The 25,677-nt window shown below is 49.2% G+C and carries 26 protein-coding genes; 5 read left to right on the top strand and 21 right to left on the bottom strand.

The genetic code is table 11. From position 1 onward, the window contains the following. Nucleotides 1-44 precede the first annotated feature (44 nt). The 4 genes from G4O42_RS02205 to G4O42_RS02190 form a co-directional block, all read right to left on the bottom strand. Nucleotides 45-1,559 carry a class I adenylate-forming enzyme family protein gene (locus G4O42_RS02205; protein ID WP_032872929.1) on the bottom strand — a complete coding sequence of 505 codons (1,515 nt, stop codon included), beginning with the start codon at nt 1,557-1,559 and terminating at the stop codon, nt 45-47. A 222-nt stretch (nt 1,560-1,781) separates the two neighbouring features. Continuing rightward, the gene (locus G4O42_RS02200; RefSeq protein ID WP_032872927.1) at nt 1,782-3,866 is read right to left on the bottom strand and encodes a BglG family transcription antiterminator; all 2,085 of its coding nucleotides are present in this window, start codon (nt 3,864-3,866) and stop codon (nt 1,782-1,784) included. Nucleotides 3,867-4,165: 299 nt separating this feature from the next. Further along, nucleotides 4,166-5,068 (bottom strand): aldo/keto reductase, encoded by a 903-nt coding sequence (locus G4O42_RS02195; RefSeq protein WP_014416927.1) that lies wholly within the window; start codon nt 5,066-5,068, stop codon nt 4,166-4,168. Nucleotides 5,069-5,182: 114 nt separating this feature from the next. Continuing rightward, nucleotides 5,183-7,186: a penicillin-binding transpeptidase domain-containing protein gene (locus G4O42_RS02190; protein ID WP_032872925.1), complete on the bottom strand. Its 2,004-nt coding sequence runs from the start codon at nt 7,184-7,186 to the stop codon at nt 5,183-5,185. Between the two features lie 156 nt (nt 7,187-7,342). Here G4O42_RS02190 and G4O42_RS02185 point away from each other — a divergent pair, with 156 nt between their 5' ends. Beyond that, entirely contained in the window at nt 7,343-7,663 is a 321-nt protein-coding gene (locus tag G4O42_RS02185) for an antibiotic biosynthesis monooxygenase family protein (protein ID WP_003156282.1), read from the top strand. Here the strand turns inward: G4O42_RS02185 and G4O42_RS02180 are convergent. From G4O42_RS02180 to G4O42_RS02140, 9 genes are all read right to left on the bottom strand, one after another. Beyond that, entirely contained in the window at nt 7,634-7,849 is a 216-nt protein-coding gene (locus G4O42_RS02180) for a YczI family protein (RefSeq protein ID WP_369719110.1), read from the bottom strand. The two genes, G4O42_RS02185 and G4O42_RS02180, sit on opposite strands and share 30 nt — an antisense overlap. A gap of 195 nt (nt 7,850-8,044) precedes the next feature. After that, entirely contained in the window at nt 8,045-8,686 is a 642-nt protein-coding gene (gene lipC, locus G4O42_RS02175; protein WP_032872923.1) for a spore germination lipase LipC, read from the bottom strand. 64 nt (nt 8,687-8,750) lie between these two features. Continuing rightward, nucleotides 8,751-9,500, bottom strand: coding sequence for an IclR family transcriptional regulator (locus G4O42_RS02170; protein ID WP_032872921.1), 750 nt, complete (start codon nt 9,498-9,500; stop codon nt 8,751-8,753). Between the two features lie 17 nt (nt 9,501-9,517). After that, on the bottom strand, nt 9,518-10,525 hold the full coding sequence (locus G4O42_RS02165) for a 5-oxoprolinase subunit C family protein (protein ID WP_014720726.1): 1,008 nt from the start codon (nt 10,523-10,525) through the stop codon (nt 9,518-9,520). A 2-nt stretch (nt 10,526-10,527) separates the two neighbouring features. Beyond that, nucleotides 10,528-11,259 (bottom strand): 5-oxoprolinase subunit PxpB, encoded by a 732-nt coding sequence (gene pxpB, locus G4O42_RS02160; RefSeq protein ID WP_032872918.1) that lies wholly within the window; start codon nt 11,257-11,259, stop codon nt 10,528-10,530. A 29-nt stretch (nt 11,260-11,288) separates the two neighbouring features. After that, complete coding sequence (locus tag G4O42_RS02155; RefSeq protein ID WP_032872915.1) at nt 11,289-12,083, bottom strand: putative hydro-lyase; 795 nt, start codon at nt 12,081-12,083, stop codon at nt 11,289-11,291. A gap of 4 nt (nt 12,084-12,087) precedes the next feature. Further along, nucleotides 12,088-13,302, bottom strand: a complete 1,215-nt coding sequence (locus tag G4O42_RS02150) for an NRAMP family divalent metal transporter (RefSeq protein ID WP_029326223.1) — start codon at nt 13,300-13,302, stop codon at nt 12,088-12,090. Nucleotides 13,303-13,324: 22 nt separating this feature from the next. Continuing rightward, a complete protein-coding gene (locus G4O42_RS02145; protein ID WP_032872912.1) occupies nt 13,325-14,089 on the bottom strand; it encodes a 5-oxoprolinase subunit PxpA in 765 nt (254 codons plus the stop codon). 206 nt (nt 14,090-14,295) lie between these two features. Beyond that, entirely contained in the window at nt 14,296-15,045 is a 750-nt protein-coding gene (locus G4O42_RS02140) for a Cof-type HAD-IIB family hydrolase (protein WP_032872909.1), read from the bottom strand. A 127-nt stretch (nt 15,046-15,172) separates the two neighbouring features. Here G4O42_RS02140 and G4O42_RS02135 point away from each other — a divergent pair, with 127 nt between their 5' ends. Continuing rightward, a complete protein-coding gene (locus tag G4O42_RS02135; RefSeq protein ID WP_003156294.1) occupies nt 15,173-15,337 on the top strand; it encodes a hypothetical protein in 165 nt (54 codons plus the stop codon). A gap of 38 nt (nt 15,338-15,375) precedes the next feature. On the opposite strand, the gene G4O42_RS02130 is transcribed toward G4O42_RS02135, so the two are convergent. The 5 genes from G4O42_RS02130 to G4O42_RS02110 form a co-directional block, all read right to left on the bottom strand. Further along, complete coding sequence (locus G4O42_RS02130; RefSeq protein ID WP_032872906.1) at nt 15,376-15,771, bottom strand: 3-hydroxyacyl-ACP dehydratase FabZ family protein; 396 nt, start codon at nt 15,769-15,771, stop codon at nt 15,376-15,378. A gap of 68 nt (nt 15,772-15,839) precedes the next feature. Then, nucleotides 15,840-16,961 carry a mannitol-1-phosphate 5-dehydrogenase gene (locus G4O42_RS02125; protein WP_032872904.1) on the bottom strand — a complete coding sequence of 374 codons (1,122 nt, stop codon included), beginning with the start codon at nt 16,959-16,961 and terminating at the stop codon, nt 15,840-15,842. A gap of 1 nt (nt 16,962) precedes the next feature. After that, a complete protein-coding gene (locus G4O42_RS02120) occupies nt 16,963-17,394 on the bottom strand; it encodes a PTS mannitol transporter subunit IIA (protein WP_012116817.1) in 432 nt (143 codons plus the stop codon). A gap of 25 nt (nt 17,395-17,419) precedes the next feature. Beyond that, nucleotides 17,420-18,859, bottom strand: a complete 1,440-nt coding sequence (locus tag G4O42_RS02115; RefSeq protein WP_014720723.1) for a PTS mannitol transporter subunit IIBC — start codon at nt 18,857-18,859, stop codon at nt 17,420-17,422. A 174-nt stretch (nt 18,860-19,033) separates the two neighbouring features. Then, entirely contained in the window at nt 19,034-19,375 is a 342-nt protein-coding gene (locus G4O42_RS02110; protein ID WP_007609433.1) for a hypothetical protein, read from the bottom strand. A gap of 175 nt (nt 19,376-19,550) precedes the next feature. Here G4O42_RS02110 and G4O42_RS02105 point away from each other — a divergent pair, with 175 nt between their 5' ends. From G4O42_RS02105 to G4O42_RS02095, 3 genes are read left to right on the top strand one after another with little or no spacing between them, the layout of a single operon-like run. Next, nucleotides 19,551-20,123 carry a DeoR family transcriptional regulator gene (locus tag G4O42_RS02105; RefSeq protein WP_007609432.1) on the top strand — a complete coding sequence of 191 codons (573 nt, stop codon included), beginning with the start codon at nt 19,551-19,553 and terminating at the stop codon, nt 20,121-20,123. 32 nt (nt 20,124-20,155) lie between these two features. After that, nucleotides 20,156-21,784, top strand: coding sequence for a copper resistance CopC/CopD family protein (locus G4O42_RS02100; protein WP_032873155.1), 1,629 nt, complete (start codon nt 20,156-20,158; stop codon nt 21,782-21,784). A gap of 12 nt (nt 21,785-21,796) precedes the next feature. Next, nucleotides 21,797-22,408 carry a YcnI family copper-binding membrane protein gene (locus tag G4O42_RS02095; protein WP_007410287.1) on the top strand — a complete coding sequence of 204 codons (612 nt, stop codon included), beginning with the start codon at nt 21,797-21,799 and terminating at the stop codon, nt 22,406-22,408. 45 nt (nt 22,409-22,453) lie between these two features. On the opposite strand, the gene gdh is transcribed toward G4O42_RS02095, so the two are convergent. The 3 genes from gdh to gabD all read right to left on the bottom strand — a co-directional run bounded on the left by gdh (nt 22,454) and on the right by gabD (nt 25,666). After that, nucleotides 22,454-23,239 carry a glucose 1-dehydrogenase gene (gdh, locus tag G4O42_RS02090; RefSeq protein ID WP_007609424.1) on the bottom strand — a complete coding sequence of 262 codons (786 nt, stop codon included), beginning with the start codon at nt 23,237-23,239 and terminating at the stop codon, nt 22,454-22,456. Nucleotides 23,240-23,259: 20 nt separating this feature from the next. Beyond that, on the bottom strand, nt 23,260-24,123 hold the full coding sequence (locus G4O42_RS02085) for a RhaT/GlcU family sugar-proton symporter (RefSeq protein ID WP_003156317.1): 864 nt from the start codon (nt 24,121-24,123) through the stop codon (nt 23,260-23,262). Between the two features lie 154 nt (nt 24,124-24,277). After that, nucleotides 24,278-25,666: a succinate-semialdehyde dehydrogenase gene (gabD, locus tag G4O42_RS02080; protein WP_032872902.1), complete on the bottom strand. Its 1,389-nt coding sequence runs from the start codon at nt 25,664-25,666 to the stop codon at nt 24,278-24,280. Between the last annotated feature and the right edge of the window lie 11 nt (nt 25,667-25,677).

Below are 25,677 nucleotides of genomic sequence, written 5' to 3'. Positions count from 1 at the left end.
ACGCAAGAAAAAAACCCGGCTCGCAGCCGGGTCTTTGTTTTCAATTATGAACGGACCGCTTGTTTGCGGAGCACGTCTTTTCTCACTTTTCCAAGGTTGTTTTTCGGAAGTTCGCTGACGAACTCAATGTCCGGAATTTTAAAGGCGGCAAGACGTTCTTGAAGGAAACGGGTCACTTCTTCTTCTGTCAGGCCTTCTCTGCCGTTTGTCACGATGAACGCTTTCGGCTTTTCGCCGTAGAGCGGATCAGGGATACCGACAACCGCCGTTTCGAGAATGCCCGGCACTTGCTGAATGACCTCTTCAATCTGGTCGGGATAAATATTATCGCCGCCGTAGATGATGACATCTTTATAACGTCCGGTGATAAAGATAAATCCGTCTTCATCCACATAGCCGGAATCGCCGGTATGGAACCAGCCGTCTTTCAGCACTTTTCGTGTCGCTTCTTCGTTACCTTCGTAGCCTTTGAATAAAAACGGACTTTTCACAGCGACTTCTCCGATTGAACCTTGCGGAAGGAATTCACCTGTTTCCGGATCTACAACGCGGACGTCCACTTCTTCCATCGGTTTACCCGCGGAAGCGGCTTTATCCATTCCCATTTGCGGATTCCAAGAGCTGATGCCCCACGCTTCCGTGCTTCCATATCCATGCATGAGCGGAATGCCGATGTCGAGATACTGCTGAATCAGACTGCTTGGCACCTTTGTTCCTCCCGTCATCATATAAACGATAGAAGACATGTCAGTCTGATGCGTTTCCCATGCTTTCAGCAGGTATGTGAAATAGACTGGCAGCGCCATGATGGTTTGTATTTTTTCTTTTTCGATGAGCTTCAGGTTTTCCACAGGGTCCTGATTGTCTGTCATAATGAATGTCGTTCCGCTCATCGTGCCGACCATCTGGCAGATAATCGCGCTCGTATGGTAATTCGGATGGCATGCTAAGAAGCGGACATGCTGCATTCTCCCCGTGTATGCCAATGTCGCGTTTACGTAGTTGTATATGCCGCCGTGAGTGATCATGCAGCGTTTCGGATTGCCGGTTGTACCTGAGGTAAACATCAGCAATGCCGTATCGTTTTCAGACACCGTTTCGACGTCCGGTGTTTCACCGGAGCCTGTCAATAAAGCGTCAAACTGAGGCGTTGTCTCCGCAGCTGTTCCTGTTACGACCTTCAGTTTAAGAGAAGATGCAAGCGCAGGAAGCACTTCTTCCATGATCTCTTTAAATTCAGTGCCGTAAAAAACAGCTTTCGGTTCACAGGCTGCTAAAATGCCCTTCATTTCGTAAGGTGTTAATTGCCAGCTGACCGGCACAACCACCGCGCCGATTTCGAGTGCCGCAAACATGACAATGGATGCCGCGTGGCCGTTTTTGCAAAGCATCGCCACTCTGTCGCCTTTTTTTATTCCTTTATCAAGAAGCGCTTGTGCAAGCTGGTTGATTCGTTTTCGATATTCCGCGTAGGTCAGGGTATGCGCACCGCTTTTTACAGCTTCGATCTCTTCGCTATTTGAAATGTCATGCAGAATCAGATGCTGTAATGTCTCCATATTTTCATCTCCCATAATGATAAATCACAAAAAAACTCTGTCAGATTTTCTTTCTCACGCAACCCATTTTAAACCAAAAAATATAACTTGTAAAACTATTTTGTTTTAGAACTATTCCATCGGTGAATGATACAATAGTCCCGTGTTTTTAGTTTCTTCCCTTCCCCTTACCCTCATACATGCATAAAAAAACACACCCCACATGAGGTGTGCGCTTCCTGTTTACCGCTGTCCTTTCTCCCGAATGAAATGATAAAACAGCTTGTTTAAACGTTTGTATAAATCGGCCTCATCCTCAGTCTGGAAGGCTTTTATACTGTCTTCGGACTCGATGATGGCCGAACTGACCGCACTTAGTATTTCCGACCCTTCAGCAGGCATATCAGCCGGCGCCATCATCACCAAAGCGCGGTCGACGGTCAGGGAATTTCCGTCCATGCCTTTGACACTGCATGGAGCTGTCAAATCATAAATTTTGAAAAAAGGCGTGACAATTTCTTCATTTTTGAGATGGTACAGGGCCATCGCCGTTCCCGGAATGCCGAGTCCGCCCTGTCGTTCACGCTCAGCAAGGCACTGTGCGGTTTTTTGGGCATTATGAATCAATCCTTCTTGCTCCAGCATGTCAAACATACGGTTCAAAAACAGCTCATACGCCGTGTTTGACTCAATGGATTTGACCGAAAAGTTCCGCAGCACGCTTTGGATAACCGCCGCGTAATGCGCCATACGGCCGGCCGCTTCCAGCATATCAGGCGTCTCCGGCTGCTTCTCTTCTCTTTTACCGTTTCTTTTTTTGTCAAGAATCAGCGGAATTTTTCTTTTGATGTACTGCTTGACCTGATCAGCGTCTTCTTCGTTTAAAAGCGGACTGACCATGACGTAATCAATGTTTTCATACGGGATCGGAACGGTGGATACGATCATGTCATACGCGGTGATGTCTCGATCCTTCAGTTCGATGAGGGAAGACATATCAAAGGAACGGATTTCCGGAAGCTCTTTTTTCAGCCTGGATGCGAGCATTTTGGACGATCCGATGCCGCTTGAACAGACGATCAGCGCTTTGATCTTCGCTTCTTCCCGTTTGATTTCCAGAGCGGAGCCGAAGTGAAGAACGATGAAAGCGATCTCATCATCAGAGAAAAGAAGCCCCGGAAAGAATTTTTCCATTCCTTCTTCTACGGCCATGTACAGCAGAAAGTAGTCGCGTTTAATTTGCTCAGTCATCGGATTGTACATGTCGATATTTTCTTTTACCCGGTTGATCGCAGGCTCCAGATGGGCGATTAAACCATCGTATAAAGAACCGTTTTCCGTCAGATCAATTTTAATTTTTTCAGAAATGAAGCCGATCAGCTGCTTCGTTTGCAAGGCCGTTTCAACCTCTATGTCTTCCGGTTTGAATTCCGTTTTGTATTTGCGGTTGGCGCTCCGCAAATGAATGGTGATATATCCGATCTCAGCTTCCGGAATTGAAACGCCGAACGCTTTTTCAAGCTCTTTTGCCATTTCCAGCGCAGAGCCGTACTCCTTCGTCTGCTGCAGCGCTTTTAGTTCCGAATCCTCCATCGTGATGGTTTCTCCGAGCCTGATCCGGTCCATCGCAAAGGTTAAATGAACCGCAAGCGCCATGTATGAGCTGTCAGATAAGGCGATCGCGATTTTTTCCTTGAGCTGAATTAAGAGCCGGTCCATTTTCAAAAGTTCCGCTTTATTTACGACGCCGAACATTTTTTCAGCATCGTCCGGTTTTCCTTTAATATTCAATTCAACCGCTTCCAAAAAGCTTTGAATATCAAGGCGGTTGACGATGAGATTGCCGACGATTTTCCGTTTCGCATTTTCCGGCCCCGTCAGCTGAATGCCGAAGCCCCTTTTTCGGATCAGCGTCAAGCCGAAGGGCGCAATCCAAGTCTCCAGCTCATCCAGGTCATAGCTGATCGTCGCGTTTGTCACTTGCAGTTCGTTCGCCAGACTGTAGAGCTTAATCGGCTCTTGAGACTCTAATAGTGAACATAGAATTAAAAGTTTCCGCTCCTCAGCGCTGTATTCATACTGTTCATAGGACAGGTCTGACAGGAGTTTTTGTTTGTCCTCCGGGTTTCCTACCGCTTTCAGTCCTTTGCCGGGCTGTTTATCAAGTGCCAGACCGAATGATTCCATCATCGGTTTGATTGTTTTTAACTCGCGGTGAACGGTTCTTGTGCTGACTTGTAAAGCTTCCGCCAGTTCATGCACTGTCTCGTACCGGTTCTGCAGTAAAAGATGTTTCATTAATTTTTGTTCTCTCGCTGTCATATACATGAAACGCGCCTCCAGATTTTCTAGTTGTGAGAAGTATGGCATATGGGGAGTGCTGCCGGGGAAAGTGGTGTAAGTTATAATATAAAACGCTTTCAATGATTATTCAACCATTTTCAAATGGCAATTTGGCACTGGGCCGTGTGACAGTATTGAAAAAGAAAAATGTGTCAGATAATATGCCATGACGCTTGTTACTCTTGATCCGCACGGCTATACTTCAAAGTGACCTTACTTGTTTTTAGACATTGCACACCACATAAACAAACGCCCGGAAGCTAGCTTCCGGGCGTTTGTTCTGTTTATGGAATATCGCAGCCTTGGACACCGGTATAAATCCGGAACCACTGATCATGGCTGAGTTTGTACGCGGATGCACGCACCGCGGCGGAAATGCGGTTCTCTTTTCCGCTGCCGACAATCGGCATGATGTCTGCCGGGTGGGTGAACAGCCATGCGTACATGACTTCGTCAATGGAAGCGGCGCCGATTTCTTCCTGTACGGAACGAAGCGCGGCACGGATTCGGACGTCCTTATCTGATTGTCCGGTAAAGACGCTCCCGCCCGCAAGCGGTGACCACGCCATCGGCGGAATGCGTTTTTCCTGACAGAAATCCAGCGTGCCGTCATGAATATTTTCAAGCTCGTACGCCGAAATTTCAATTTGGTTTGTGATAAGCGGATCATCCAAATAGGATTCGAGCATTCTGTACTGGTGCGCTTTAAAGTTCGACACCCCGAAATATCTGACCTTTCCCGAGCTTTTCAGCGCGTGAAACGCTTCAGCCACAGCCTCCGGGTCCATAAGCGGGTCCGGTCTGTGAATGAGCAGCACGTCCAGATAATCCGTATTCAGATTCAAAAGCGACTGCTCCGCCGACGCTAAAATGTGAGACTTCGACGTATTATAATGATGCGACTTGTTTCCGGGCCGTTCCGGTGATTCAATGACAATCCCGCATTTTGTGACGATTTCGATTCGCTCCCTTATTGAAGGCGAAAGGGACAAAGCGCCGCCGAACAGCTTTTCACACGTATAACCGCCGTATATATCGGCATGGTCGAAGGTGGTGATGCCTTGGCTGATGCACCATTCAATCAGATTCAGCAGCTCTCCGTCTGAAACATTCCATTCGTTCAGACGCCAAAGCCCGTGTATCACTCTTGAAAATTCCAGGTCTTCAGCCAATTGAATGCGCTGCATGTGAAATCCCCCTTTTTTCTTAGAGCCTCTTGTATCTCTGTTTTCAGGAATTGCCCATGCTGTTTCATTCTGCTTCGGCGGCCGATTTTCCTTTCAGCCCGCAAAAATCGTCATTTAATGATTCTGAAACTGCTTTTTCGCTTTTTCAACGACGTAATGGCTTCCGCCGCGTTTTTTGACGTCTTGAATCATCATCGCGATCAAGAGGTCTTTCTTTTTATAATCGTAACCGACAAACCAGCCGTTTTCTTTGCCGTCTTTATCTTCTTTAGACGTTTTCAGCTCGGCTGTACCGGTTTTTCCGGCTACGGTAATGCCGCTTACGGCCGGCTGATATGCAGAGCCGCGCGGATCTTCAACGACGCCTCTCAGCCCTTTCGTGATTTCTTCGGCATTGGCTTTCGACACCACTTGCTTATGCCAGATTTGCGGTGTTTTTTCTCCGTCTTTGATCAATGTCGGTTTGACGAGATTTCCGTCTGTTACAAATGCGGTATAGTCAGCCGCTAAGTGCAGCGGAGACATCATCATCTGCCCCTGGCCGTAGCCCGTATCTCCGAGAAGGATCTCGGAATCAAGCTTGCCGTTAGCGATTGAAGACTTTTCAATCGGAAATTGGTACGGAATCTCTTCATCAAAGCCAAATGTTTTTAATCCTTTTGTAAACGCGTCCGCTCCGGCATCTATGGCATTTTGCGCAAAGTAGATGTTGTCCGATGTGATCAGCGCGTTTTCGAGATCCACTTCATTCAGGCGCTCTGATACGCGTGTGACATGGTAACCGCCCCAGCTTGAATCTTTCTGCCACTCTTTTCCGGTGATTTTTTTCTTTTCCGACGCTTTCAATGTGCCGTTTGTCAGGCCGACTGCCGCGGCAATCGGTTTAATCGTTGATCCCGGCGCATAAAGTTTGTTGAATTTCGCTGAAAATGGATTGTTTTTATCTTCATTCAGGTTTTTCCATTCTTTTCCGCTCCAGCCGAAAATAAAGCCGTTCGGGTCATAAGACGGTGCGCTGACGAGCGCGAGTGTCTCTCCCGTTTGCGGTTCGAGGGCGACTGCCGCTCCGCTGTCATCTTTCATAGAATCATACAGCTTCGTCTGCGTTTTCATGTCAATCGTTACATGAATATCCTGCCCGCTTTCGGCTTTCTTTTCAGCAATGACCTCACCTGTTTGCGGGACGTATATTTTCCAGCCGGCCGTGCCGCGCAGCTTGTCTTCATATACATTCTCAAGGCCGGCGATGCCGATTTTGGAAGTATCGCTGTATTGGCCGTCTTTCGCTTTTTTCAGCTGCTCCGCTGTGATGGTTTTAATATAGCCGGTCAGATGGGCTGCTTTTTCGCCGTACGGATAGTAGCGGGAGCTGACTTTCGTTTTCGTCACGCCGTCTAATGCGAGCAGGCTTTTGACCTTGCTTTCATCATCCGGTCTGATTTTTTGAATCGGGACATAGGAGTCGTCTTTTACCCAGCCCTGTTTCAGTTTGCTTTTGATATCGTCTTCAGAAAGGTCCAGTTTTTCAGACAGTTTTTTGATCACGCTGTCTTTATCCTTACCGAGTTTTCCAGGGATAATGCCGATTTCCGGCACCTCGGTATTCACGGCGAGACCTTTTCCGTCTTTGTCGTAAATTTGTCCGCGCTTCGGTTCTTCATTTGCGATCTGCACGGTTTTGTCATCGGAAAGCTGTTTGAAAATAAAAGAAGGATTCCAGTCGATGTTCCATGATTCTCCATCGTCTGTTTTTTCTTTTTTCAGGACGGCCGTGTTTTCAAAAGCGACCTTCCCTGCTTTTGTATCCATGCTGACTTTATAATCGATGTGCTGGAGGTCATCTTTTTTCTTGTCGTCTTCGTCCTGTTTTTCGGCAGTGACTTTCAGATTTTTGACCCCTGCTTGTTCATAAATGGTTTCATATCGTTTTACAAAATCCTTTTTGGATAGCTTTTTCTTTTCATCCTGGGTGAGACTTTGGTACATCTTATCGTAATGACCGCTGTTCCAGTCTTTTACGAAATCTTTCATTCTGTCTTCGGCCGATTCCGTTTTCGAGCAGCCGATCAAACCTATGATTCCTGCGAGTAAAAGTAATAGGTATAACCCTTTTTTCACTGTCTATTCCCCTGCCTTCCAACTGTTATTTTCTCCTAAACCAAATCAGGCTGGCAAGGATTTTTTTCTCATATTGTTTTAAATTTTTTTGTTTTTCCTGCCGTCACGGGCCATATTCTTATACAATGTATCTATTAAAAAAAGGGGGAATTTCAGATGATCAGAGAAGCAGCCATGCTTTATGTAAAAGAAGGTCTTGAGGGGGAATTCGAAGAGGCATTCCGCCGGGCGGAGCCGATTATCGCGGGCATGAAAGGTTATCTGTCCCATTCCTTGTCCAAATGTATGGAAAAGACGCATAAATATTTGCTGCTTGTGGAATGGGAGACATTAGAAGATCATACAAAAGGCTTTCGCGGATCGCCGGAATATCAGGAATGGAAAGCCTTACTGCACCGTTTTTATTCACCATTTCCCGTTGTGGAGCATTTTCAGGATCTATCAGACTCAGATCGCGTGAAGCGTAAAACCGATTAAGGAGATTGACCATACAAAAACGGCGGTATAGATATTGAATTTCCCGGAGCCGTCGTTTTCTTTCCGTTTTTCCTCCAGCCCCTGAATGAACATGACCGCACCGAGAAACACGAGCATAACCGGCTGTATGACTGAGGTATGTTCCGCATACGTAAATGCGGCGGCCGCAAGTATAATAATCAGCATCGCGAGTGACAGTTTTAAGGCGCGCAGCAAAGCAATCCATCCTTTCTGTTATCATTTTTTGAACACAATTCTATTTCTGTCTTTATCCCCCATTATTCTAGCGTATTTTTTGCGCGGATAGAACGAAAGTCGGGCAATTTTAAGTTTGTTTTAAGGAGCACGAAAAGCGCGCTCCCGATGAAAAGGAGCGCGCTTTTATGAGCGGGCGAGGCTTCCGTATCCGAGCCCCCGCAGGACGCATGCCATGACTTCATATCCCTTACTGTTGGGGTGTACGCGGTCATGAGAGAGATATTCATTCATTTTTCCTTTGAAAGCGCTGTGGACGTCGGCGATTTTGACGTGCGGCGCCGATGCGAGTGTGCTGAGGTGCGCATTATAAGAGGATATCCATTTTTCTGCAATGGAGATGCCCGGGAAAGGATTGTATAAATTAAAGACGCGGATCTCATAAGGAGACGGGTGCGGCCCTTTTAAGGCAGCGATCTTGGCTATCATCTTTTCAAAGTTCTCATGGCAGTGACTGGACACGCTGGTGAACACCGAAGCGTCCGATGTTTGCTGATATGCCTGAACCGAATCGATCAAATCGTTGCCGCAGCCTGTAATCGTAATCATATCAGCAGCCTGAATCCGCCTCTGAATGTACGGCAAGGACATAAGCCCGAGAATTTCTACCGTCTCAAGGCCTGATTTGGCAAAGATGGATACGTCGGTTCTTGTCTGTAAATCTTCTGCCATCATGCGCCCGAACCGCTGGACAAAACCGGCGGAAAACGGCCCGGATCCCCTTCCCGTCGTCAAAGAATCCCCCAGCGCCGTATAAACAAGTCCCATTTACTTTCCTCCACTCGTTACTATCGATATTGTAATGTACGCGAGTGAAGAAAAATTGGCTCGGTCAATAACCCAATTTCTCAGAAATATGCTGTGCGGCGTTTTTGACCTTTTCGGTTAAATACGGCAGCCTGTCCTCTGAAAACCGGGCTTCGAAGCCGGCGATGCTGATTCCGGCAGCCACCTTACCTTCGTGATTGAAAATCGGCGCTCCGATCGCCGCCGTGTAATCCTCTAATTCCGAATAGCTGATCGTATAACCTGATTGTAAGGATCTTTCAATAGATTGAAGCAGTTCAGCCCGATCCGTCATCGTGCCTGAGGCGATTGCGGCAAGCTTTGTCTTCTGAATGTATGTGTCAATCTCCTCTTTTGGCAGAAACGATAGAATGCTTCTGGCGCACGCTCCCGCGTACAGCGGAGACCGGCGGCCGATTGCCGTATACAGGCGGACGGTTTGGGTGCCTTCAATTTTCTCGACGTAAATGGCTTCATCCCCGTCCCTCATGATCAGCTGAACGGCCTCATCCACTTCGCCGCACAGCTCTTCCATAATCGGTTTGGCTATTTTCCTGATATCCAGACGTTCAGAGACGAGCTGGCCGAATTGTAAAAAGATCAGACCAAGCTGATAACGGCCGTCTGCCGCCCGGATGAGAAACCCCGTTTCTTCCAGCGAGCTTGCCATCCGGTGAACCGAGGTCTTCGGCATCTCCGATAGAGAAACCAGTTCATTTAAGCTCAGGCTCGGTTCAGTCAGAAACAAATGAAGCAGTTCCATTGATTTGATGACGGTTTTGTTTAAGTTTTCCATGGTCTTTAGCCCCTTTGTCAGATCAGCCATTCCATTTTGAGCCTTGCTTTCAGCTCCTTCAGCTGCTGTTCCTTCTCCAAAAGCAGCATTTCCGCTTCCTCCAGCGAAACGGCCCGGAACGTGATATGTTCCCCCGGCATCGTTTGGGCGACGAGAGGAAGATCGGCGGATATGATATGCGCCATCCGCGGATAGCCCCCCGTCGTCTGTCTGTCAGCCAGCAGAATAATCGGATTGCCGTCCGGCGGCACCTGCACCGTTCCGAACGTCACGGCCTCAGATACCATCTCCAGCGGCTCCCGCAATTCAAGCGGAGCGCCCTTCAGCCGGTAGCCCATTCGGTCGGATTGAGGCGTGACCGTATATGACTCTTGATAAAAACGCAATTTTGCTTCTTCTGTAAAAGCGTGAAATTGAGCGCCTTCAAGCACTCGTATAACCGGATTTTTTTTCAGCGGCAGAAACCCTCTGCTGCTGACAGACCAATCAGGCGCTGAGAAACCATGCTGTCCGAAAGAATCGCTCAGACGGTACGCGATTGATTCCGAACATGGCGTCATACGGCCGAGCGGCAGCTCATCATCTTTTTGCAGCGCTCTTCCGCAAAAACCGCCGATCCCCGCTCTGACATACGTGCTCTTGCTTTCCATGACGGCGGGCACGTCAAATCCCCCCGCGACGGCGAGATATGCGCGGCTCCCCATCTTGCACGGCCCGAATGAGACGACGCTGTTTTCCTTTATCAAAACCGGTTTCCACAGAGGAGCGGGCTCCCCATTAATATGAAGGGCAAAATCAGCTCCCGTCACGGCAATAACCGCAGGTTCTGAAAATTCAAAGGAAGGCCCGGGCCCCATGAGCGTAATTTCCAGTCCCGCCTCTTTTTCTTGATTTCCGGCAAGAAGATTGGCGATGCGCAGAGAGATCGTATCCATTGCGCCGCTTCCCAGCACACCGTATTTCTGATACCCCGTGCGTCCCGTGTCCTGAACCGTCGTCAAGAGACCGGGCTTTACCACTTTCATACTCATTCGGCTCCCTCCTTGATGCGGCTGTATTCCTCTGCCGTGATCCGGACGAATTTCACCGTATCGCCCGCTCTCAAAAGACTCGGCGGATGTTCTTCCGGCCTGAAAAGCCGGAGCGGGGTGCTGCCGATCAGCTGCCAGCCGCCGGGAGTGGATATCGGATACACACCGGTCTGCATTCCCGCGATTCCTACTGAACCGGCCGGGATGGACGGCCTTGGTGACGCCTTTCTCGGCGCTCTGATCCGCTCAGACATTCCTCCTAAAAACGGAAATCCCGGCGCAAATCCGAGCATATAAACGAGATATTCGCCTTCAGTATGAATACGGATGACGTCTTCCGGGGTCAGATCGTTCATCTCAGCGACCTCTTCTAAATCGGGACCGAAATCACCGCCGTAACAAACGGGGATTTCCATCACCCGGCGCTCTTTCTGGCGGTCGGTCATTATATGGCTGAGACGTTCTGTCACTTCTTTCTTGACCAAGGCAAAAGGAGAGACGCCTTTTTTTATGTTTGAGACGGCATACATATCATAAAAGATCGTTAAGCTTGTGAATGCCGGAATACATTCAACGAAGCCCGGAAACGGCCGTTCTTCCATACAGGCTGCCGCCGCATGCACCCGGCTGTTGACCTCTTCGCTGATGTGCCCGCCAAAGCGGATGATAACGGCGGAATCACCGTACGGCTGTATATCAAGCGCTGTATTTCCGCTATACTGCATCATTGTCATCACCTCGTTGTATTCTTTCTCACTTACAGGACAGCAAGCGATTCATTTCGTATATCGGTGATCAGCATGTGCCCCGGTGAATGTGTTATCACAATATCAGGCTTTGCTTCCATGATCACCGCCTGGGGTGTAACGCCGCAGGCCCAGAATACGGGAACTTCACCTTCCCGCACCGTTACGGCATCTCCGAAATCCGGCTGTTGCAAATCGCTGATACCGATGCTTTGCGGATTTCCGATGCGGACGGGGGCGCCGTGCACGGCGGGAAAACGTGACGTGACCTGCGCCGCCCGGACTGCAAGCCTTTCCGGAATCGGTCTCATGCTGACGACCATCTTTCCTGAAAATGGGCCGGCGGGAACACAGTCAATATTTGTTTTATACATGGGAACGTTCACGCCTTCATCAATATGCCTGATTGGAATGTGCTGATTAATAAGGGCTTGCTCGAATGAAAAACTGCAGCCGATCAAAAACCCGACATCATCATCCTTCCAATACGGCGTAATATCCGTTACCTCTTCAGTAAGCACGCCATGCCGATAAATCCTGTATTTCGGAAAGTCCGTCCGGATATCAGCTCCTTGCGCAGCTATTGCCGGAACGGGTGAACCCGCATCCGTCACGTCAAGCACCGGACAAGGCTTTTGATTGCGCTGGCAGAATAAGAGAAAATCAAAGGCAAGATCCTTTTGCAAAACGACGAGATTGGCTTGTGCGTAAGAAGCGGCCATCCCCACCGTCGGCCCGGTCATCTGCCCTTTCCTGATCAGCTGTCTGGCTTCTTCGGGGCTCATGTCACTCATATGGTTTTTCATATCATCAGCTCCATAGCTGCGGCATTTGCGTGAATAATGTATAGATGCCCATAACCGCCATGACAACTACTACGATCGCCCCTGCAATCGTGAGCCAGATCGGATGCTTGTAATCGCCGACGATTTTTTTCTTATAAGCGCCCAACAGAATCATCGCTAATGCAAGCGGCAGAATTAAGCCGTTAAGCGAACCGACCGCGACCAGAATTTTGGCAGGCTGGCCGATCGTGACAAAAATAAGAGTGGATACGATGATAAAACCGATAATTACGCCATGTGAGTGCTTTTCGATTTTTGTTGAAAATGATTTGAAAAATGATACCGATGTATAGGCGGCGCCGATGACAGACGTGATAGCGGCAGACCACATGATGACGCCGAAAATTTTATAGCCTACATTTCCCGCCGCAAGCCGGAATACAGAAGCCGCCGGATTATCAGGATCAATGCTCAGGCCCTTTGAGACGACGCCGAGCACGGCGAGAAACAGGGCAATCCGCATAATCGATGTAATCAGAACGCCTGTGATGGAGCTTTTCGTAACCTGAGGGATGACTTCTTTCCCTTGGATGCCTGAATCAAGCAAACGGTGGCCTCCGGCAAATGTAATGTACCCGCCGACTGTGCCGCCGACAAGCGTCACGATCGCCAGCACACTGATATGATCAGGCATAAAAGTTTTCACAACGGCGTGTCCGACCGGCGGAGCCGTCGTTACGGCAACATACACCGTCAATACGATCATGACGATGCCGGCGATCTGCATAAAACGGTCCATGACTTTTCCGGCTTCCTTTATGACAAAAATCAGCACCGCGACCGCTGCGCTGATTAAAGCGCCGATCTCCGGTTTGATCCCGAATAATACTTGAAGACCGAGACCCGCGCCGCCGATGTTTCCGATATTAAACGCAAGTCCGCCGAGCATGACCAGAAAAGCAATGGCATAACCGGCGCCCGGAAGCACCATATTGGCAATCTCTTGGCCGCGCTTTCCGGAAACCGCGATAATCCGCCATACATTGGTTTGCGCGAAAATGTCCAAAATAATAGAAATTAAAATGATAAAGCCGAAGCTTGCCGCCAATGTATTGGTAAACGTGGCCGTTTGCGTCAGAAAGCCGGGCCCGATTGATGATGTCGCCATCAAAAATGTCGCGCCTAAAAGAATCGACCATTTGCCGGAAGCCTTTCCGGCTGTTTTTTTCTTTTGCTCCATGCTGTCTTCCTCCCTCTGCTGCTCAGTCTTTTGCAAGCGCGCTGATTTGAATGTCTGCCGTTTTTAATTCTTTTTTGATTGTTTTTGCGAATGTGAGGGCGTGGGCTCCGTCTCCGTGAATGCAGACCGTGTCCGCTTTCAGGCTTACAGCTTGTCCCTTACGTGATGTCACCGTGCTGTCTTTCACCATTTGAATCACTTGACCGACCGCTTTTTTGTCATCCTGAATCAGCGCATCCGGCTCTGAACGCGGCGTCAGCGTGCCGTCTTCCTGATAGGTGCGGTCCGCAAACACTTCGCTTGCCGTCCTCAGTCCGATTCGATCTCCCGCTTTAATCAGCTCGCTTCCGGAAAGCCCGAAAAGAATAAGCCCGGGATCAAAATGACAGACCGCCTGAGCGATGGCTGCTGACAGGCCGGGATTGACGGCGGCCATATTATATAAAGCGCCGTGCGGCTTCACATGCTGCATCTCGACACCTTCTGCTTTTAAAAAACCTGACAGCGCGCCGATTTGGTACAGCGTCAGATCATACGCTTCCTCGGGTGTAATCGCGATCTGCCGCCGCCCGAATCCCTGCAGATCGAACAGCCCGGGATGAGCGCCGATTTTCACGCCTTTTTCCGCCGCAAGCGCAACCGTTTTGCGCATCACGCTGGGATCACCCGCATGAAAGCCGCAGGCGATGTTTGCAGATGTCACATAATCCAAAATCTCTTCATCCAGTCCGATTTTATAAGCACCGAAACTCTCTCCTAAATCACAATTGATGTCAATCTGAAACATAAGATCCCTCCTGTATTGTAAACGTTTTATATTATTATCATTCCGCTATTCGGAATGACTATTCCGAATTGTTGAATTTCTCTTCATTATATTTAATTCTGACAGGTTTGAACATCCTTTTGTCAGAAAACCTACCATGGACCTAGTCATAAATCTGACAAAACTAAAAAAAGAGAGCCTCATACTGAGACTCTCTCTTTTTTCTATTATAACACCCAGTGGCGGATCGCTTTGGCGACCCCGTTTTCCGTGTTGACATCAGTCACCCAGTCAGCTGTTTCTTTCACAATGTCCTGCGCATTCCCCATGGCGACGCCGACACCCGCTTTTTCAATCATGGCAATGTCATTCAGACTGTCACCCATGGCCATCACATTTTCCATCGTGAAGCCGAGTTTTTCCGATACCTTCGCCAGCGCAGCCGCTTTGTTGATACCGAGGGCATTGACTTCGATGTTGATCGGACTGGAGTTTGTGATCTCGAGCTCCTTGTATTCCTTGAGCTCTTGCAGCACCTCATTCCGCACTTCGTCATCCTCGATTTCGAATCCGAACTTGAGCCACTGATGATCTGTAATCGTTTCCGGGAATTCCCCTCTCCACACTCTATCGACGGTAGAGGCCCAGAAATTCGTGTTGTGCTTATTCCTCAGATCCCATAATTTTTGAATATGATCGGTATGAAGAAGCTTGCGCTCAACCAGCTCAAAGTTGGAATCCCAGATCTCGCTGCCGTTTGCCGTGATTAAAAAGGATGACAGCTCGAGAGACTCAGCCAGTTCGCGGCAGGTCATCAGCGTGCGTCCTGTGCTGATGACGACGTGAATTCCTTTCGCCTCCGCTTCCTTGATCGCCCGCCGGTTTTCCTCCGGGATGAGCTGCTCGTCATTGAGCAGGGTTCCGTCCATATCAATCGCGATCAGTTTAATATCTGCGTCTTCTCTTTGTATCGGCATATATGTACCTCACTTTTTATAATGTAGTCGTCTCTATTTTAATACATATGACCCACAGGAACAAAAAACCGCTTCCTGCGTTTGGCGGGGAGAACGTTGAGGAAAAGAAATATTGAGGTGATGGAGGATGAAAGAAAGAAAACAAAAGAACAAACCGAATGAAAATCCTGAACATCATGATTTAACCGATCCGATTCCGCTGGAAGAGCTGAAGGAAAACGCCAATGACGAAAAACACAAACATGACCAAAGGGACAATTCACAAAGTGAAAGAGACTATGATACAAAATAACACGCTTGTCCGAAAGCCGCCGCTGGAGGCGGCTTTTTTTACGATGGCTGGATAAATATGCTGAGTTCAGCTTCCGCCACAGGCTTCCCGGCAACGGACGCTTTCGCCCGGCCGAACACAAAACCGCGTCTGATTCGCGTGACCTCAAACAAAAGATCCAGACGGTCTCCCGGCAAAGCGGCACCTAACCTTTCCGCTTTCTTCACCGCGGATAAGAGACCGAGGCTGTCACCGCCGGTAATTCCCGCGCAAGCCGCCGTTTGGGCCATTGCTTCAACGACGAGCGAAAATGGCATCTCTCTTTGGGATTCAGTTATAAACCAGTCATTTTCACTGATATTTTTGTAAGCAGCCGCCCATTTTCCGGCTTCACTGTTCGTCGTGCCGTCAATTAAAAGAAACGGATAACGATGTGGCAATAGCTTCTGATTCATCACGCAGCCTCCCTTCCCTCTCATTATAACGCAAGAAAAAACCCGCGTCCCCCGACGCGGGTTCATTTTTATTGATTGAGCTTTTTGAGCACGATGCCGTGCAGCGGTTCATGCGGCTGAATACCGCAAATGTCTTGAAGAACGCGGCTCGTGCCTTTTTCCGCGATAAGCTTTTGCAGCTCAACCGCTTCCGGATCATCCTGATAGTCAAAGCGCAGGGCGGCGGCGATGCCTTCTGCCAGCGCGTTCGGTTCTTTTATTTTTTTAGCCGGCCCTACTAATCTGTCATTCGCTCCGAGTTTTCTGAGCGGTGATCTGGCGACTCTTGTCACATCATCCGTGATGTATTCATTTTCAAAGCGGCCGATGATTTTCTTCATGTACTGCTCGTGTTCGGATTGCTTAAAGCCGTACGCTTTCACCAAGTACTCGCCCGTTTCTGAAAGTGCATCGTACACGACACGCCGGATTTCCGGATGGCCGATGGCCTCTTTGACGGTTTTTAATCCGCGCTGATAGCCGACGTACGCCGTAACGGCATGACCGGTATTGACGGTAAACAGCTTTCTCTCGATGAAAGGCGTAAGATCATCCGTAAACAACGCGCCTTTAAGTACCGGCTGGCCGCCGGCAAAGCCGGTTCTGTCTATGACCCATTCAAAAAACGGTTCTACGGATACTTTCAGCGGATCTTCATGGTGCTGAATCGGCACGATCCGATCTACCGCAGAATCCGGGAAGCCGACCGTCCGGTTCACGAGTTCCCGCTCCGCATCCGTCAAATGTCCGAAAACTTCTTTTTTCAGAAAACTGCTACCGCCGATCATATTTTCACAGGCAATGATATTGAGAGGCTCAGAAGACGTTCTGCGCTTCAGCCCTTCCGCGATGGACGGGGCGATGAGTCTGAGAACGTTCGGGCCCACCGCCGTCGTAATGATCGCCGCTTCATTGATCAGCCCGTACAGCTCTTGTTCTTGCACCGCGCTGTTGATGGCTGAAACAGGGCCGATGATTTCTGTCTGCCGGCCGCCGTCGGCAAGCTCCACGGTATATTCCTTCCTTTCATTGAGAAGGCTGACCATCGTTTCATTCACATCAGCGAAAACTACGTCATAGCCGGAATGATGGAGCAGGGCGCCGATAAAGCCCCGTCCGATGTTTCCCGCTCCGAAATGAAGGGCAATCATGTCAGTTCACCTCGCTGAAAATAGCGGCCAGTTCTTCTTCCGTCTTTGCACTGATCAGCCGTTCGATGTTTTCTTCCTCTGAGCAGATGATGGCGATGTTTGACAGGATGTCTAAGTGTTCATTGTTTTTTCCGGCGATACCGAAAACGACCTTTGCCGTATTGCCTTCACCGTATTCCACACCATCCGGAATCTGGATGACGGAAATGCCTGAATGAAGCACCTCATCCTTCGCATCTTCCGTGCCGTGCGGGATCGCGATGAAATTCCCCATAAACGTGGATGATGTTTCTTCACGTTCGAACATTTTTTCCACATAGCCGTTCTTCACGTAGCCGTTATCAATCAATGTCTGTCCCGCGAGGCGGATGGCATCCTCTTTTGAGTTCACCGTCTGGTTCAGTTTGATGTTCGCTTTAGCCAATACTTCCATGATGAAGATCCCTCTTTCTGTTTGATTAGTTTTTGAGCTTTTCAATCAGTTCATCGTATTTCGGGCTGTTCAAGAAATTATCAACCGAAATGTGCACCGCCTGCGGCAGCTTCGCTTTCGCGCGGTCAGTCAGGTCCTTATGCGTAATGACGATATCCGCGTCATTCGGCAGATTATTGATCGACGTATTTGTCACATCAATATCCAGGTCTGCTTTTTTCACTTTGTTTCTTAAAATAGAGGCGCCCATTGCGCTCGATCCCATACCTGCGTCGCATGCGAAGATAATGCGGCTGACTTGGTCAGCGGAAATATCAGCGGCGCTGTTTTCCGGCTCTTCCTCTTTGTCTGCCAATGCGGCCGCCGCTTCGCTTTTCCTGCCTTTCATTTCCTGCATTTTTTCCGCCGCGGCTGTCAAATCTTCTTCGCCTGCTTTAGACGATTTCAGAATAAGCGCCGAGACGATAAACGATACGGCCGCGGCAACGATGACGCCCGCCAGCACGCCGAGATAGCTTCCTTTCGGCGTCAGCGCCAAAATGGCGATGATGCTTCCCGGAGATGATGCGGCGACAAGACCCGCGTTAAAGATCGAGAATGTAAGCAGTCCGCTCGCTCCCCCGGCGATCGCCGCGAGGATCAACATCGGTTTCATTAAAATGTAAGGGAAATAGATTTCATGAATCCCCCCGAAGAAATGAATGATCGCCGCTCCCGGAGCCGTCGATCTTGAAGAGCCTTTCCCAAAGAACATATATGCCAGTAAAATACCGAGTCCCGGCCCGGGGTTCGCTTCCACTAAGAACAGAATGGATTTACCCGCTTTGGCGGCCTGCTCGATTCCGATCGGACTTAAAATGCCGTGGTTGATCGCGTTATTCAGGAACAGGACTTTCGCCGGTTCTACGAAAACGCTTGCAATCGGCAGCAAATTCGCGTGGACAATGACTTCCACACCTGCCGCCAGCAATTTGTTAAGAGACAGGACGACCGGGCCGATCGCATAAAATGCGATAATCGTCAGCACAGCTCCGATAATTCCCGCCGTGAAGTTGTTGATCAGCATTTCAAAACCCTGTCTGACTTTATCTTTAAACACACGGTCTAATTGTTTAATGAGATAACCGCCCAAAGGCCCCATAATCATTGCCCCTAAGAACATCGGAATGTCCGCTCCGACAATGACTCCGATGGCGGCCGTCGCTCCGACGACTCCCCCGCGGTGATCGTAAATCATTTTTCCGCCCGTATATGCGATTAAAAGCGGCAGTAGATACGTAATCATCGGGCTTACCAATGTATTCAGCTGCGGATTCGGAAACCATCCCGCTGGAATAAACAGCGCGGTGATAATTCCCCATGCGATAAATGCGCCGATATTCGGCATGATCATACCGCTTAAATAACTGCCGAACCGCTGTATCTTCACTTTCATGCCAGCTTGCTGTTCTTGCTGCATGTTCATTCCCTCCCTGTTTGCTTGCCTTCAGATGAAAATAAATAAGACACGGGGTTTCTCTCTCCCCTGTGTCTTCATCATAAAACGCTTACAATCCCCATTCAATGAAAAGTAAAGAGGAGTTTGGCACAGAGACTGTGACAACTCCTTAACAAAAAAAGACACCTCATCAAAGGTGTCTTAACGCTTTCTGTATATAATGTGTCCTTTTGTGACGACGAGTTTGGCAATGAGCCGCTCACTGACAATAAACACCGGATACGCACATACGAGCGCGAAAATGGCGGCCGGCACATACCGCGCTGCCGGAAACATCGGCATGACGGCGGTTCTGGCCATCTGCACAAGATAAATCAAAAGCACCGTGATCGCAATGGCCACAGCCATAATCGGAGCGGATACTTTATATTCACGCAATTTCACATGGCAATGCCCGCACTGAAACTGGCACGGGATCATGGATGATCTGACCATGTCGCCTGTAATCGGCTTGCCGCAGTTCGGGCAGGTCGTTTCTTTCATGTTTATTCCTCCATTCAACTCTTCTATTATAACAGAGTCTGACTACGTCTTTTACATTGTGATTGTTCAACATTTTTTCACATATTTTATCATCAGGCTCTTGTGTGCATTTGTGAAAACATCTACTCTTAGAGGGAGGTTCATCACTCATTCGTATAAAAAGGAGGATGCAGAATTGCTTCCGATTCACAGACAGCAAACCTTGCTTGAATGGCTGAAAGAAGAGGGCGCGCTGAAAATCTCTGACATAAGCGAGAGATTCGGCGTCTCCGAGATGACCGTGTACAGAGACGTCAATCAGCTGGCGGATGCAAACCGGATTATCCGGACACCCGGCGGCATTACGCTCCCTCCCGCTTCAGAACGAAGCGCCAATCAATGCGGCTATTGCCTGCGGCCGATTCAGCATTCGTATTCTGTTCAGCTTATTACCGTTTCACAAGCCGTTGAGCAGATGTGCTGCATTCATTGCGCGATTTTGCGGTATGAGGATAAAAAGGAAGAAGTGTCCCATGTCATTTGTAAAGATTTTCTTCTCCAGACGACGCTGACGGCCGCTTCCGCATACTTTTTAGTCCATGCCGATATTGACCTTCACTGCTGCCGGCCTCAGGCGATTCCCTTCTCAACGCTTGATTACGCAGAACGGTTTCAAAAAGGATTCGGCGGGGTCATTTGCACCTTTGACGAGGCGGCGGACATCATCTTACACGACAGGCAGAAGGGATGCACCTGCAGCAAGACATAACAACAACCAACCGGAAGGCGGTGTCATCATCCATGAGACAGAACAAACGCTGGCTCATCTTTTTGCTGTTCCTTGTTTTGATTCCGAAAACAAGCTTCGCCCACGCCTACATCACAAACTCAAATCCGGGTGAGAACAGCGAATTAAAACAAGCGCCGAAGCAGATTGAAATTGAGTTTAATGAACAGATTGAAGAAGGATTCCACTCCATTAAGGTCTATAATTCATCCGGCGAACGGGTTGACGCGGGCAAAACGGTGATTCAAAAAAATAATGCCCGCATCATGACCGCGGCATTGAAAAATAATCTGCCGCATGATATTTACAGAGCGGAATGGAACGCGGTATCGGCCGACGGACATCCGGTATCCGGCGTCATCCCTTTCAGTATCGGAAAAGCCGGCGGAGAACTTCAGGAGCAGACATCATCGCAAGCGGCGCTTCATCCCGAAGCGGCCATCGACCGCGGTATTTTGTACACCGCTCTCTCCCTGTTTATCGGCACGGCTTTTTTCCATCTGTTTTGGTACAGAAATAATAAAGATTCATCAAAAGCAAAACGAACTGTAAAGCTGCTCGTGATTTCTTTATGTTTAACGGGGCTCGCGCTTATCTGCCAGCTCCCGATCCAGACGAAAGAAAACGCGGGCGGCGCTTGGAGCGCCGCGTTTCAGCCGGACTATGTAAAAGAAACGCTTCTGAAAACGGCAGGCGGGTACGTCTGGATGATCCAGATCAGCTTATTTATCCTGCTCGCCCTGTCCATGATCCCGCTGTTGAAGAAGAAAGCATTCCGGTCATTTGCGTACTGGACGGCGCCGCTGTTATTCTTCTTCGCTTCGCTTTTGGCAAAAGCATTCGCCGGGCATGCGGCGGTTATCGACGAAAAAGCGGTCGGCATCGCGATGGACTTTCTCCATTTATCGGCCGCGTCTGTATGGATGGGCGGTATCGCCGCGCTTGTGCTGCTTCTTTCATCAGAGTGGAGAAAACCCGATAAAACCATCGCTTGGGAAACGGTCAGACGGTTTTCTCCTTGGGCGTTCGCCTCTGTCGGTGTGCTGTTATTTTCAGGCGTGCTGAACGGATTTTTCATTATCCGCACGTTTGATTCACTCTTTCACACTGCTTACGGTAAGACGCTCCTTTTGAAAATCGGACTGTTTGTCATCGTGCTTGTGCTCGGCGCCGTTCACGTATGGATGACGAAGTTCAGCAGAAAAAGGAGCATCAGCGCAACGATAAAGGCCGAATGGGCACTAGGCATTGCGGTGTTATTTACAACCGCCGTCTTCACAAGCCTGCCCAGTCCGCCGCCGCCTGCGCCATTGCCTTTTAACGGCTCAGAAACGATCGGAAACGGGGAAACCCTGTCCTTGCACATTACGCCGAACCAGCCGGGTAAAAATGAATTTCAAGTCATTGTCACCGATCACAACGGCAGCTTGGTAAAAGACATTCAGCAATTTACGGTCACTGTTTACCAGACGGGCTTCAGCGGCAAACAGCATGAAAGCACCTTTGATTTGAAGAAGACGAAGGAAGGCACATTTGAAGCCGCCAACCTGTCCATCACCGAAAAGGGAAACTGGAAGATCAAAGTCCACGGGCTGACAAACGATTTTAATGAAATCAACCAAATATTCTCAACGACAAACTAAGGAGTGTATCTCATGTTGAAAAAAAAGGCTTTATTATTCATATCCGCCGTGACCCTGTCACTCGTCGGTTTTACGGCGACAGCAAGCGCCCACGTCTCAGTCAAACCCGCGGAATCCGCGGCCGGTTCTTGGGAAACATACACGATGAAAGTGCCTGTGGAAAAGAATGAGCCGACAACGAAAGTCGTGCTGAAAATGCCCGCCGGCGTTGAATTTCAGCAATATCAGCCGATTCCGGGCTGGAAAACATCCGTATCCAAACATGATGACAAAGCGGTCTCCGTCACTTGGGAAGCAAAGGACGGCGGCATTCAGCCCGGCCAATTCCAGCAGTTCACGTTCGTTGCGAAAAATCCTGAAAAGAGCGGAGATGCCGCTTGGGACGCTTACCAATATTACAAAGACGGCAGCATTGTAGAATGGACGGGTGATGAGAAAGCCGACACGCCCCACTCGATTACGAAAATCACGAAATCGGCCAGCGTGACGGATGCGCACGGAGCTGAACAGTCAAACGAAGAAAGCAAATCCGGCGTATCAGCGCTTGATATTGCGGCCATCGTTCTGTCAGCTGCGGCGATTATCCTTTCCATCGCGGCGCTTGTAAAGAAAAAACGCGCGTAAGCAAAAAGCGATCCGGCTCTAAAGAGCCTGCGATCGCTTTTTTTCTTATCCGCGGCCTGCCTGGAATGACGGATATTTGGTCATTCCTCCGTCAGCAAACAGCGTAATGCCGGTCACGTAGCTTGATTCCTTCGAAGCAAGCCAGACGGCGACAGCCGCGATTTCTTCCGGCTCACCGATATATCCCATCGGAATCATGCTTTCCACATCTTTTCTCTGAACGGGATCCGCAAATTTTTCCGCGTTGATCGGCGTATTGATGGCTCCCGGTCCGATATTGTTAACACGGATGCGCTTCGGCGCGTACTCAAGCGCCAGCGTTTCCGTCATCAATTTGATGCCGCCCTTACTCGCCGCGTAGTGAACAAACAGCGGCCATGGAATCATTTCATGTACGCTTGACATGTTAATGACGTTTCCTTGAATATCATTCTCTACGTAATATTTAATGGCTTCGCGGCTTCCTAAGAAAGCGCCGGTCAGATTGGTATTGATGACTTTGTTCCAGTCTTTAAGCGGCATTTCATGTGACTGAACCGGATTTTCCATGCCGGCGTTATTGATCATGACATCCAATGTGCCGAATTCCTTCACCGCGGTCTGCACGATGTTTTTGACATCTTCTTCTTTTGTGACGTCTCCTTGAACGATGACCGCTTCGCCTCCCGCTTTTTGAATCTCTTCTTTAACGGTTTGGGCGTCTTTTTCATTACTATAGTAGTTAACCACGACTTTCGCCTGCTCCTGTCCGAAGCGGATCGCCATCGCTTTTCCTAATCCTGATGAAGCTCCCGTAATGGCAACGACTTTTCCCTTTAAATCCGTGTACATGTTCAAACCTCCTGCATATGTTATGAATTTGATTTCGCAACGCCTAAGAATACCGCGGCCACAATGATCAGGATAATCCCGATGGCAATCGCGACCAGCTGACGCTTCGTTTTGCTCTCACGGAGAATGAAGATTCCGCCGAGCGTGCTGATGACGATTCCCATTTGAGAAAGGGAAAAACTTGTCGCAACTCCGACGCGCGGCTGTGAGATGAACAGAAACATATTCCCGAGCGCCCAGATGATTCCCGGCAGAATGTTCTTGAGGGCGTACTTATTAAACGGTTTATGCTTGTACGTCAGGAGCAGTCCGCCGATGACCATCCCGATTGCCTGCGGCAGAAGCGCTGACCATCCGGATACGCCGAACAGCCGGGCGACGACGACATAGACCAAATAACCGAGCGTGGAGATCAGCAGGATGACAATGCCTTTTTTTAAGTTTCCCGGTTCTCCGTCCGCCCGCCCCTTTTTATCTTCTAAAGATGTGAGCACAATCCCGATGATGATAAAAATAAGGGCGAGAATACCCAGCGTAATCGCGATCGGGGTTGACCATTCTTTGAATACGATCACACCGAACAAAGAAGTCGAGACGAGCTGCATTCCCGTTGATATCGGCATCGTTTTTGAAACGCCCATCAGCTGTATGCTTTTAAGCTGATTGCTTTGGCCGAGCGACCAAAACAGCCCCGAGATGATGCCGACAATAAAAATGCGCCCAGACAGCACCGGGTGGACAAACAGATACAGCACAAACGAAACGATGAGCGCCCCGATTGTCGTTCCCAGCGTCTGGCTGTAAGGCCCGCCGCCTAATTTAACGTTAAATAACACGATGCTCCCCCAAAATAAAGCCGGGAGAAGAGCCAGTAATATATCCATGATGGCGACCTTCTTTCAATCGTATTTGCTGTTATTTTGTCTGGAATCGAACCGATTATTCCCGCAAGATCAAAAAAGCCTGCCGGCGATATTCACCGGCAGACCGCTCAATAAAAACAGCCCCGCTTAGTAGCGGGGCTTTCTTTTCGGCTCATTAAAGTCCGATAGACATGTATTTGGTTTCCAGGTACGGTTCAATGCCTTCCGTACCGCCTTCACGGCCGATGCCGCTTTCTTTCATTCCTCCGAACGGCGCTTGAACCGCGGACGGACCGCCGTCATTCCAGCCGATGATGCCGTATTCAAGCTGTTCAGAAATATAAATGCCGCGGCGGTAGTTTTCTGTGAAGAAATAAGCCGCAAGCCCGAACGGCGTATCGTTCGCAAGCTTGATCGCTTCATCAATATCTGAGAACGTAACGATCGGCGCAACCGGGCCGAATGTTTCTTCATGCATGATGTTCATGGATGTATCTACATTTGAAAGCACGGTCGGCGTCACGAAATAGCATCCTTTTTCATCGTTTTGGTCATACGTTCCGCCCGTCAGCACTTTTGCGCCTTTTTCCACGGCGTCATTAATTTGGCCGACGATTTTATCGAAGCCTTTTTTGTTGATGACAGGGCCGACGTTTACGCCTTTTTCAAGACCGTTTCCGACTTTGAGTTTCGCAGCTTCTTCACTCAGTTTTTTCGCAAACTCGTCTTTCACGGATTCGTGTACGATCAGCCGGTTCGCACAGACGCAAGTTTGGCCGGCGTTTCTGAATTTAGAGGCCATTGTTTGGGCTACCGCCAGATCAAGATCAGCGTCTTCATCCACGATCAGCGGCGCATGTCCGCCAAGCTCCATTGACATATGTTTTACGGTGTCGGCGCTGTTTTTCATCAGGATTTTGCCGACAGGCGTTGAGCCGGTGAAGGTAATTTTACGGATTTTCGGGCTGCTGGTAAAGACGTTTCCGATTTCGGCTCCGTCACCGATCACCACTTGCATCACGTCCTTCGGAATTCCCGCTTCATATGCGAGACGCGCAAGGGCGTAAGCGGAAAGCGGCGTATCCTCCGCCGGTTTGATGATGAACGTACAGCCTGCTGCCAAAGCCGGCGCGGCTTTTCTTGTAATCATCGCATTTGGGAAATTCCACGGCGTGATTGCGGCTACCGGGCCGACCGCCTGACGGGTGACGACAATCCGTTTGCCCGTTGTCGGCGCAGGTACGGTTCTGCCGTAAATCCGTTTTGCTTCTTCGGCGAACCATTCAATATAGCCGGCGCCGTATAAAACTTCTCCGACCGCTTCTTCGTACGGTTTGCCGTTTTCTTTCGTAATTAATTCCGCAAGTTCTTCTTTATTTTCAACAATCAGCTCATACCATTTTCTCAAAAGTGAGGCACGTTCTCCCGCTGATGTTTTGGACCATGATTGAAACGCTTGATGTGAACGTTCAATCGCTTTTTCAACATCTTCGGCCGTCTGCTGGGGGATGCTTTCGATCGCCTCTCCCGTTGCCGGGTTGTACACTGTTAATTGTTCTGGCATATTGAACATTC

Origin of the sequence: Bacillus sp. LUNF1 (assembly GCF_011008975.1) — a bacterium.
Classification (GTDB): Bacteria; Bacillota; Bacilli; order Bacillales; family Bacillaceae; genus Bacillus; species Bacillus velezensis.
Note: the sequence above shows the minus strand (reverse complement) of the source record. Positions and strands in the feature narration are given on the sequence as shown.

What these genes read in the sequence shown, in the direction of transcription:
- G4O42_RS02205 (WP_032872929.1), bottom strand. Translation starts at nt 1,559, where the DNA reads ATGGAGACATTACAGCATCTGATTCTGCATGACATTTCAAATAGCGAA.
- G4O42_RS02200 (WP_032872927.1), bottom strand. Translation starts at nt 3,866, where the DNA reads ATGTATATGACAGCGAGAGAACAAAAATTAATGAAACATCTTTTACTG.
- G4O42_RS02195 (WP_014416927.1), bottom strand. Translation starts at nt 5,068, where the DNA reads ATGCAGCGCATTCAATTGGCTGAAGACCTGGAATTTTCAAGAGTGATA.
- G4O42_RS02185 (WP_003156282.1), top strand. Translation starts at nt 7,343, where the DNA reads ATGATCAGAGAAGCAGCCATGCTTTATGTAAAAGAAGGTCTTGAGGGG.
- G4O42_RS02180 (WP_369719110.1), bottom strand. Translation starts at nt 7,849, where the DNA reads ATGCTGATTATTATACTTGCGGCCGCCGCATTTACGTATGCGGAACAT.
- lipC (WP_032872923.1), bottom strand. Translation starts at nt 8,686, where the DNA reads ATGGGACTTGTTTATACGGCGCTGGGGGATTCTTTGACGACGGGAAGG.
- G4O42_RS02170 (WP_032872921.1), bottom strand. Translation starts at nt 9,500, where the DNA reads ATGGAAAACTTAAACAAAACCGTCATCAAATCAATGGAACTGCTTCAT.
- G4O42_RS02165 (WP_014720726.1), bottom strand. Translation starts at nt 10,525, where the DNA reads ATGAAAGTGGTAAAGCCCGGTCTCTTGACGACGGTTCAGGACACGGGA.
- pxpB (WP_032872918.1), bottom strand. Translation starts at nt 11,259, where the DNA reads ATGATGCAGTATAGCGGAAATACAGCGCTTGATATACAGCCGTACGGT.
- G4O42_RS02155 (WP_032872915.1), bottom strand. Translation starts at nt 12,083, where the DNA reads ATGAAAAACCATATGAGTGACATGAGCCCCGAAGAAGCCAGACAGCTG.
- G4O42_RS02150 (WP_029326223.1), bottom strand. Translation starts at nt 13,302, where the DNA reads ATGGAGCAAAAGAAAAAAACAGCCGGAAAGGCTTCCGGCAAATGGTCG.
- G4O42_RS02145 (WP_032872912.1), bottom strand. Translation starts at nt 14,089, where the DNA reads ATGTTTCAGATTGACATCAATTGTGATTTAGGAGAGAGTTTCGGTGCT.
- G4O42_RS02140 (WP_032872909.1), bottom strand. Translation starts at nt 15,045, where the DNA reads ATGCCGATACAAAGAGAAGACGCAGATATTAAACTGATCGCGATTGAT.
- G4O42_RS02135 (WP_003156294.1), top strand. Translation starts at nt 15,173, where the DNA reads ATGAAAGAAAGAAAACAAAAGAACAAACCGAATGAAAATCCTGAACAT.
- G4O42_RS02130 (WP_032872906.1), bottom strand. Translation starts at nt 15,771, where the DNA reads ATGAATCAGAAGCTATTGCCACATCGTTATCCGTTTCTTTTAATTGAC.
- G4O42_RS02125 (WP_032872904.1), bottom strand. Translation starts at nt 16,961, where the DNA reads ATGATTGCCCTTCATTTCGGAGCGGGAAACATCGGACGGGGCTTTATC.
- G4O42_RS02120 (WP_012116817.1), bottom strand. Translation starts at nt 17,394, where the DNA reads ATGGAAGTATTGGCTAAAGCGAACATCAAACTGAACCAGACGGTGAAC.
- G4O42_RS02115 (WP_014720723.1), bottom strand. Translation starts at nt 18,859, where the DNA reads ATGAACATGCAGCAAGAACAGCAAGCTGGCATGAAAGTGAAGATACAG.
- G4O42_RS02110 (WP_007609433.1), bottom strand. Translation starts at nt 19,375, where the DNA reads ATGAAAGAAACGACCTGCCCGAACTGCGGCAAGCCGATTACAGGCGAC.
- G4O42_RS02100 (WP_032873155.1), top strand. Translation starts at nt 20,156, where the DNA reads ATGAGACAGAACAAACGCTGGCTCATCTTTTTGCTGTTCCTTGTTTTG.
- G4O42_RS02095 (WP_007410287.1), top strand. Translation starts at nt 21,797, where the DNA reads ATGTTGAAAAAAAAGGCTTTATTATTCATATCCGCCGTGACCCTGTCA.
- gdh (WP_007609424.1), bottom strand. Translation starts at nt 23,239, where the DNA reads ATGTACACGGATTTAAAGGGAAAAGTCGTTGCCATTACGGGAGCTTCA.
- G4O42_RS02085 (WP_003156317.1), bottom strand. Translation starts at nt 24,123, where the DNA reads ATGGATATATTACTGGCTCTTCTCCCGGCTTTATTTTGGGGGAGCATC.
- gabD (WP_032872902.1), bottom strand. Translation starts at nt 25,666, where the DNA reads ATGCCAGAACAATTAACAGTGTACAACCCGGCAACGGGAGAGGCGATC.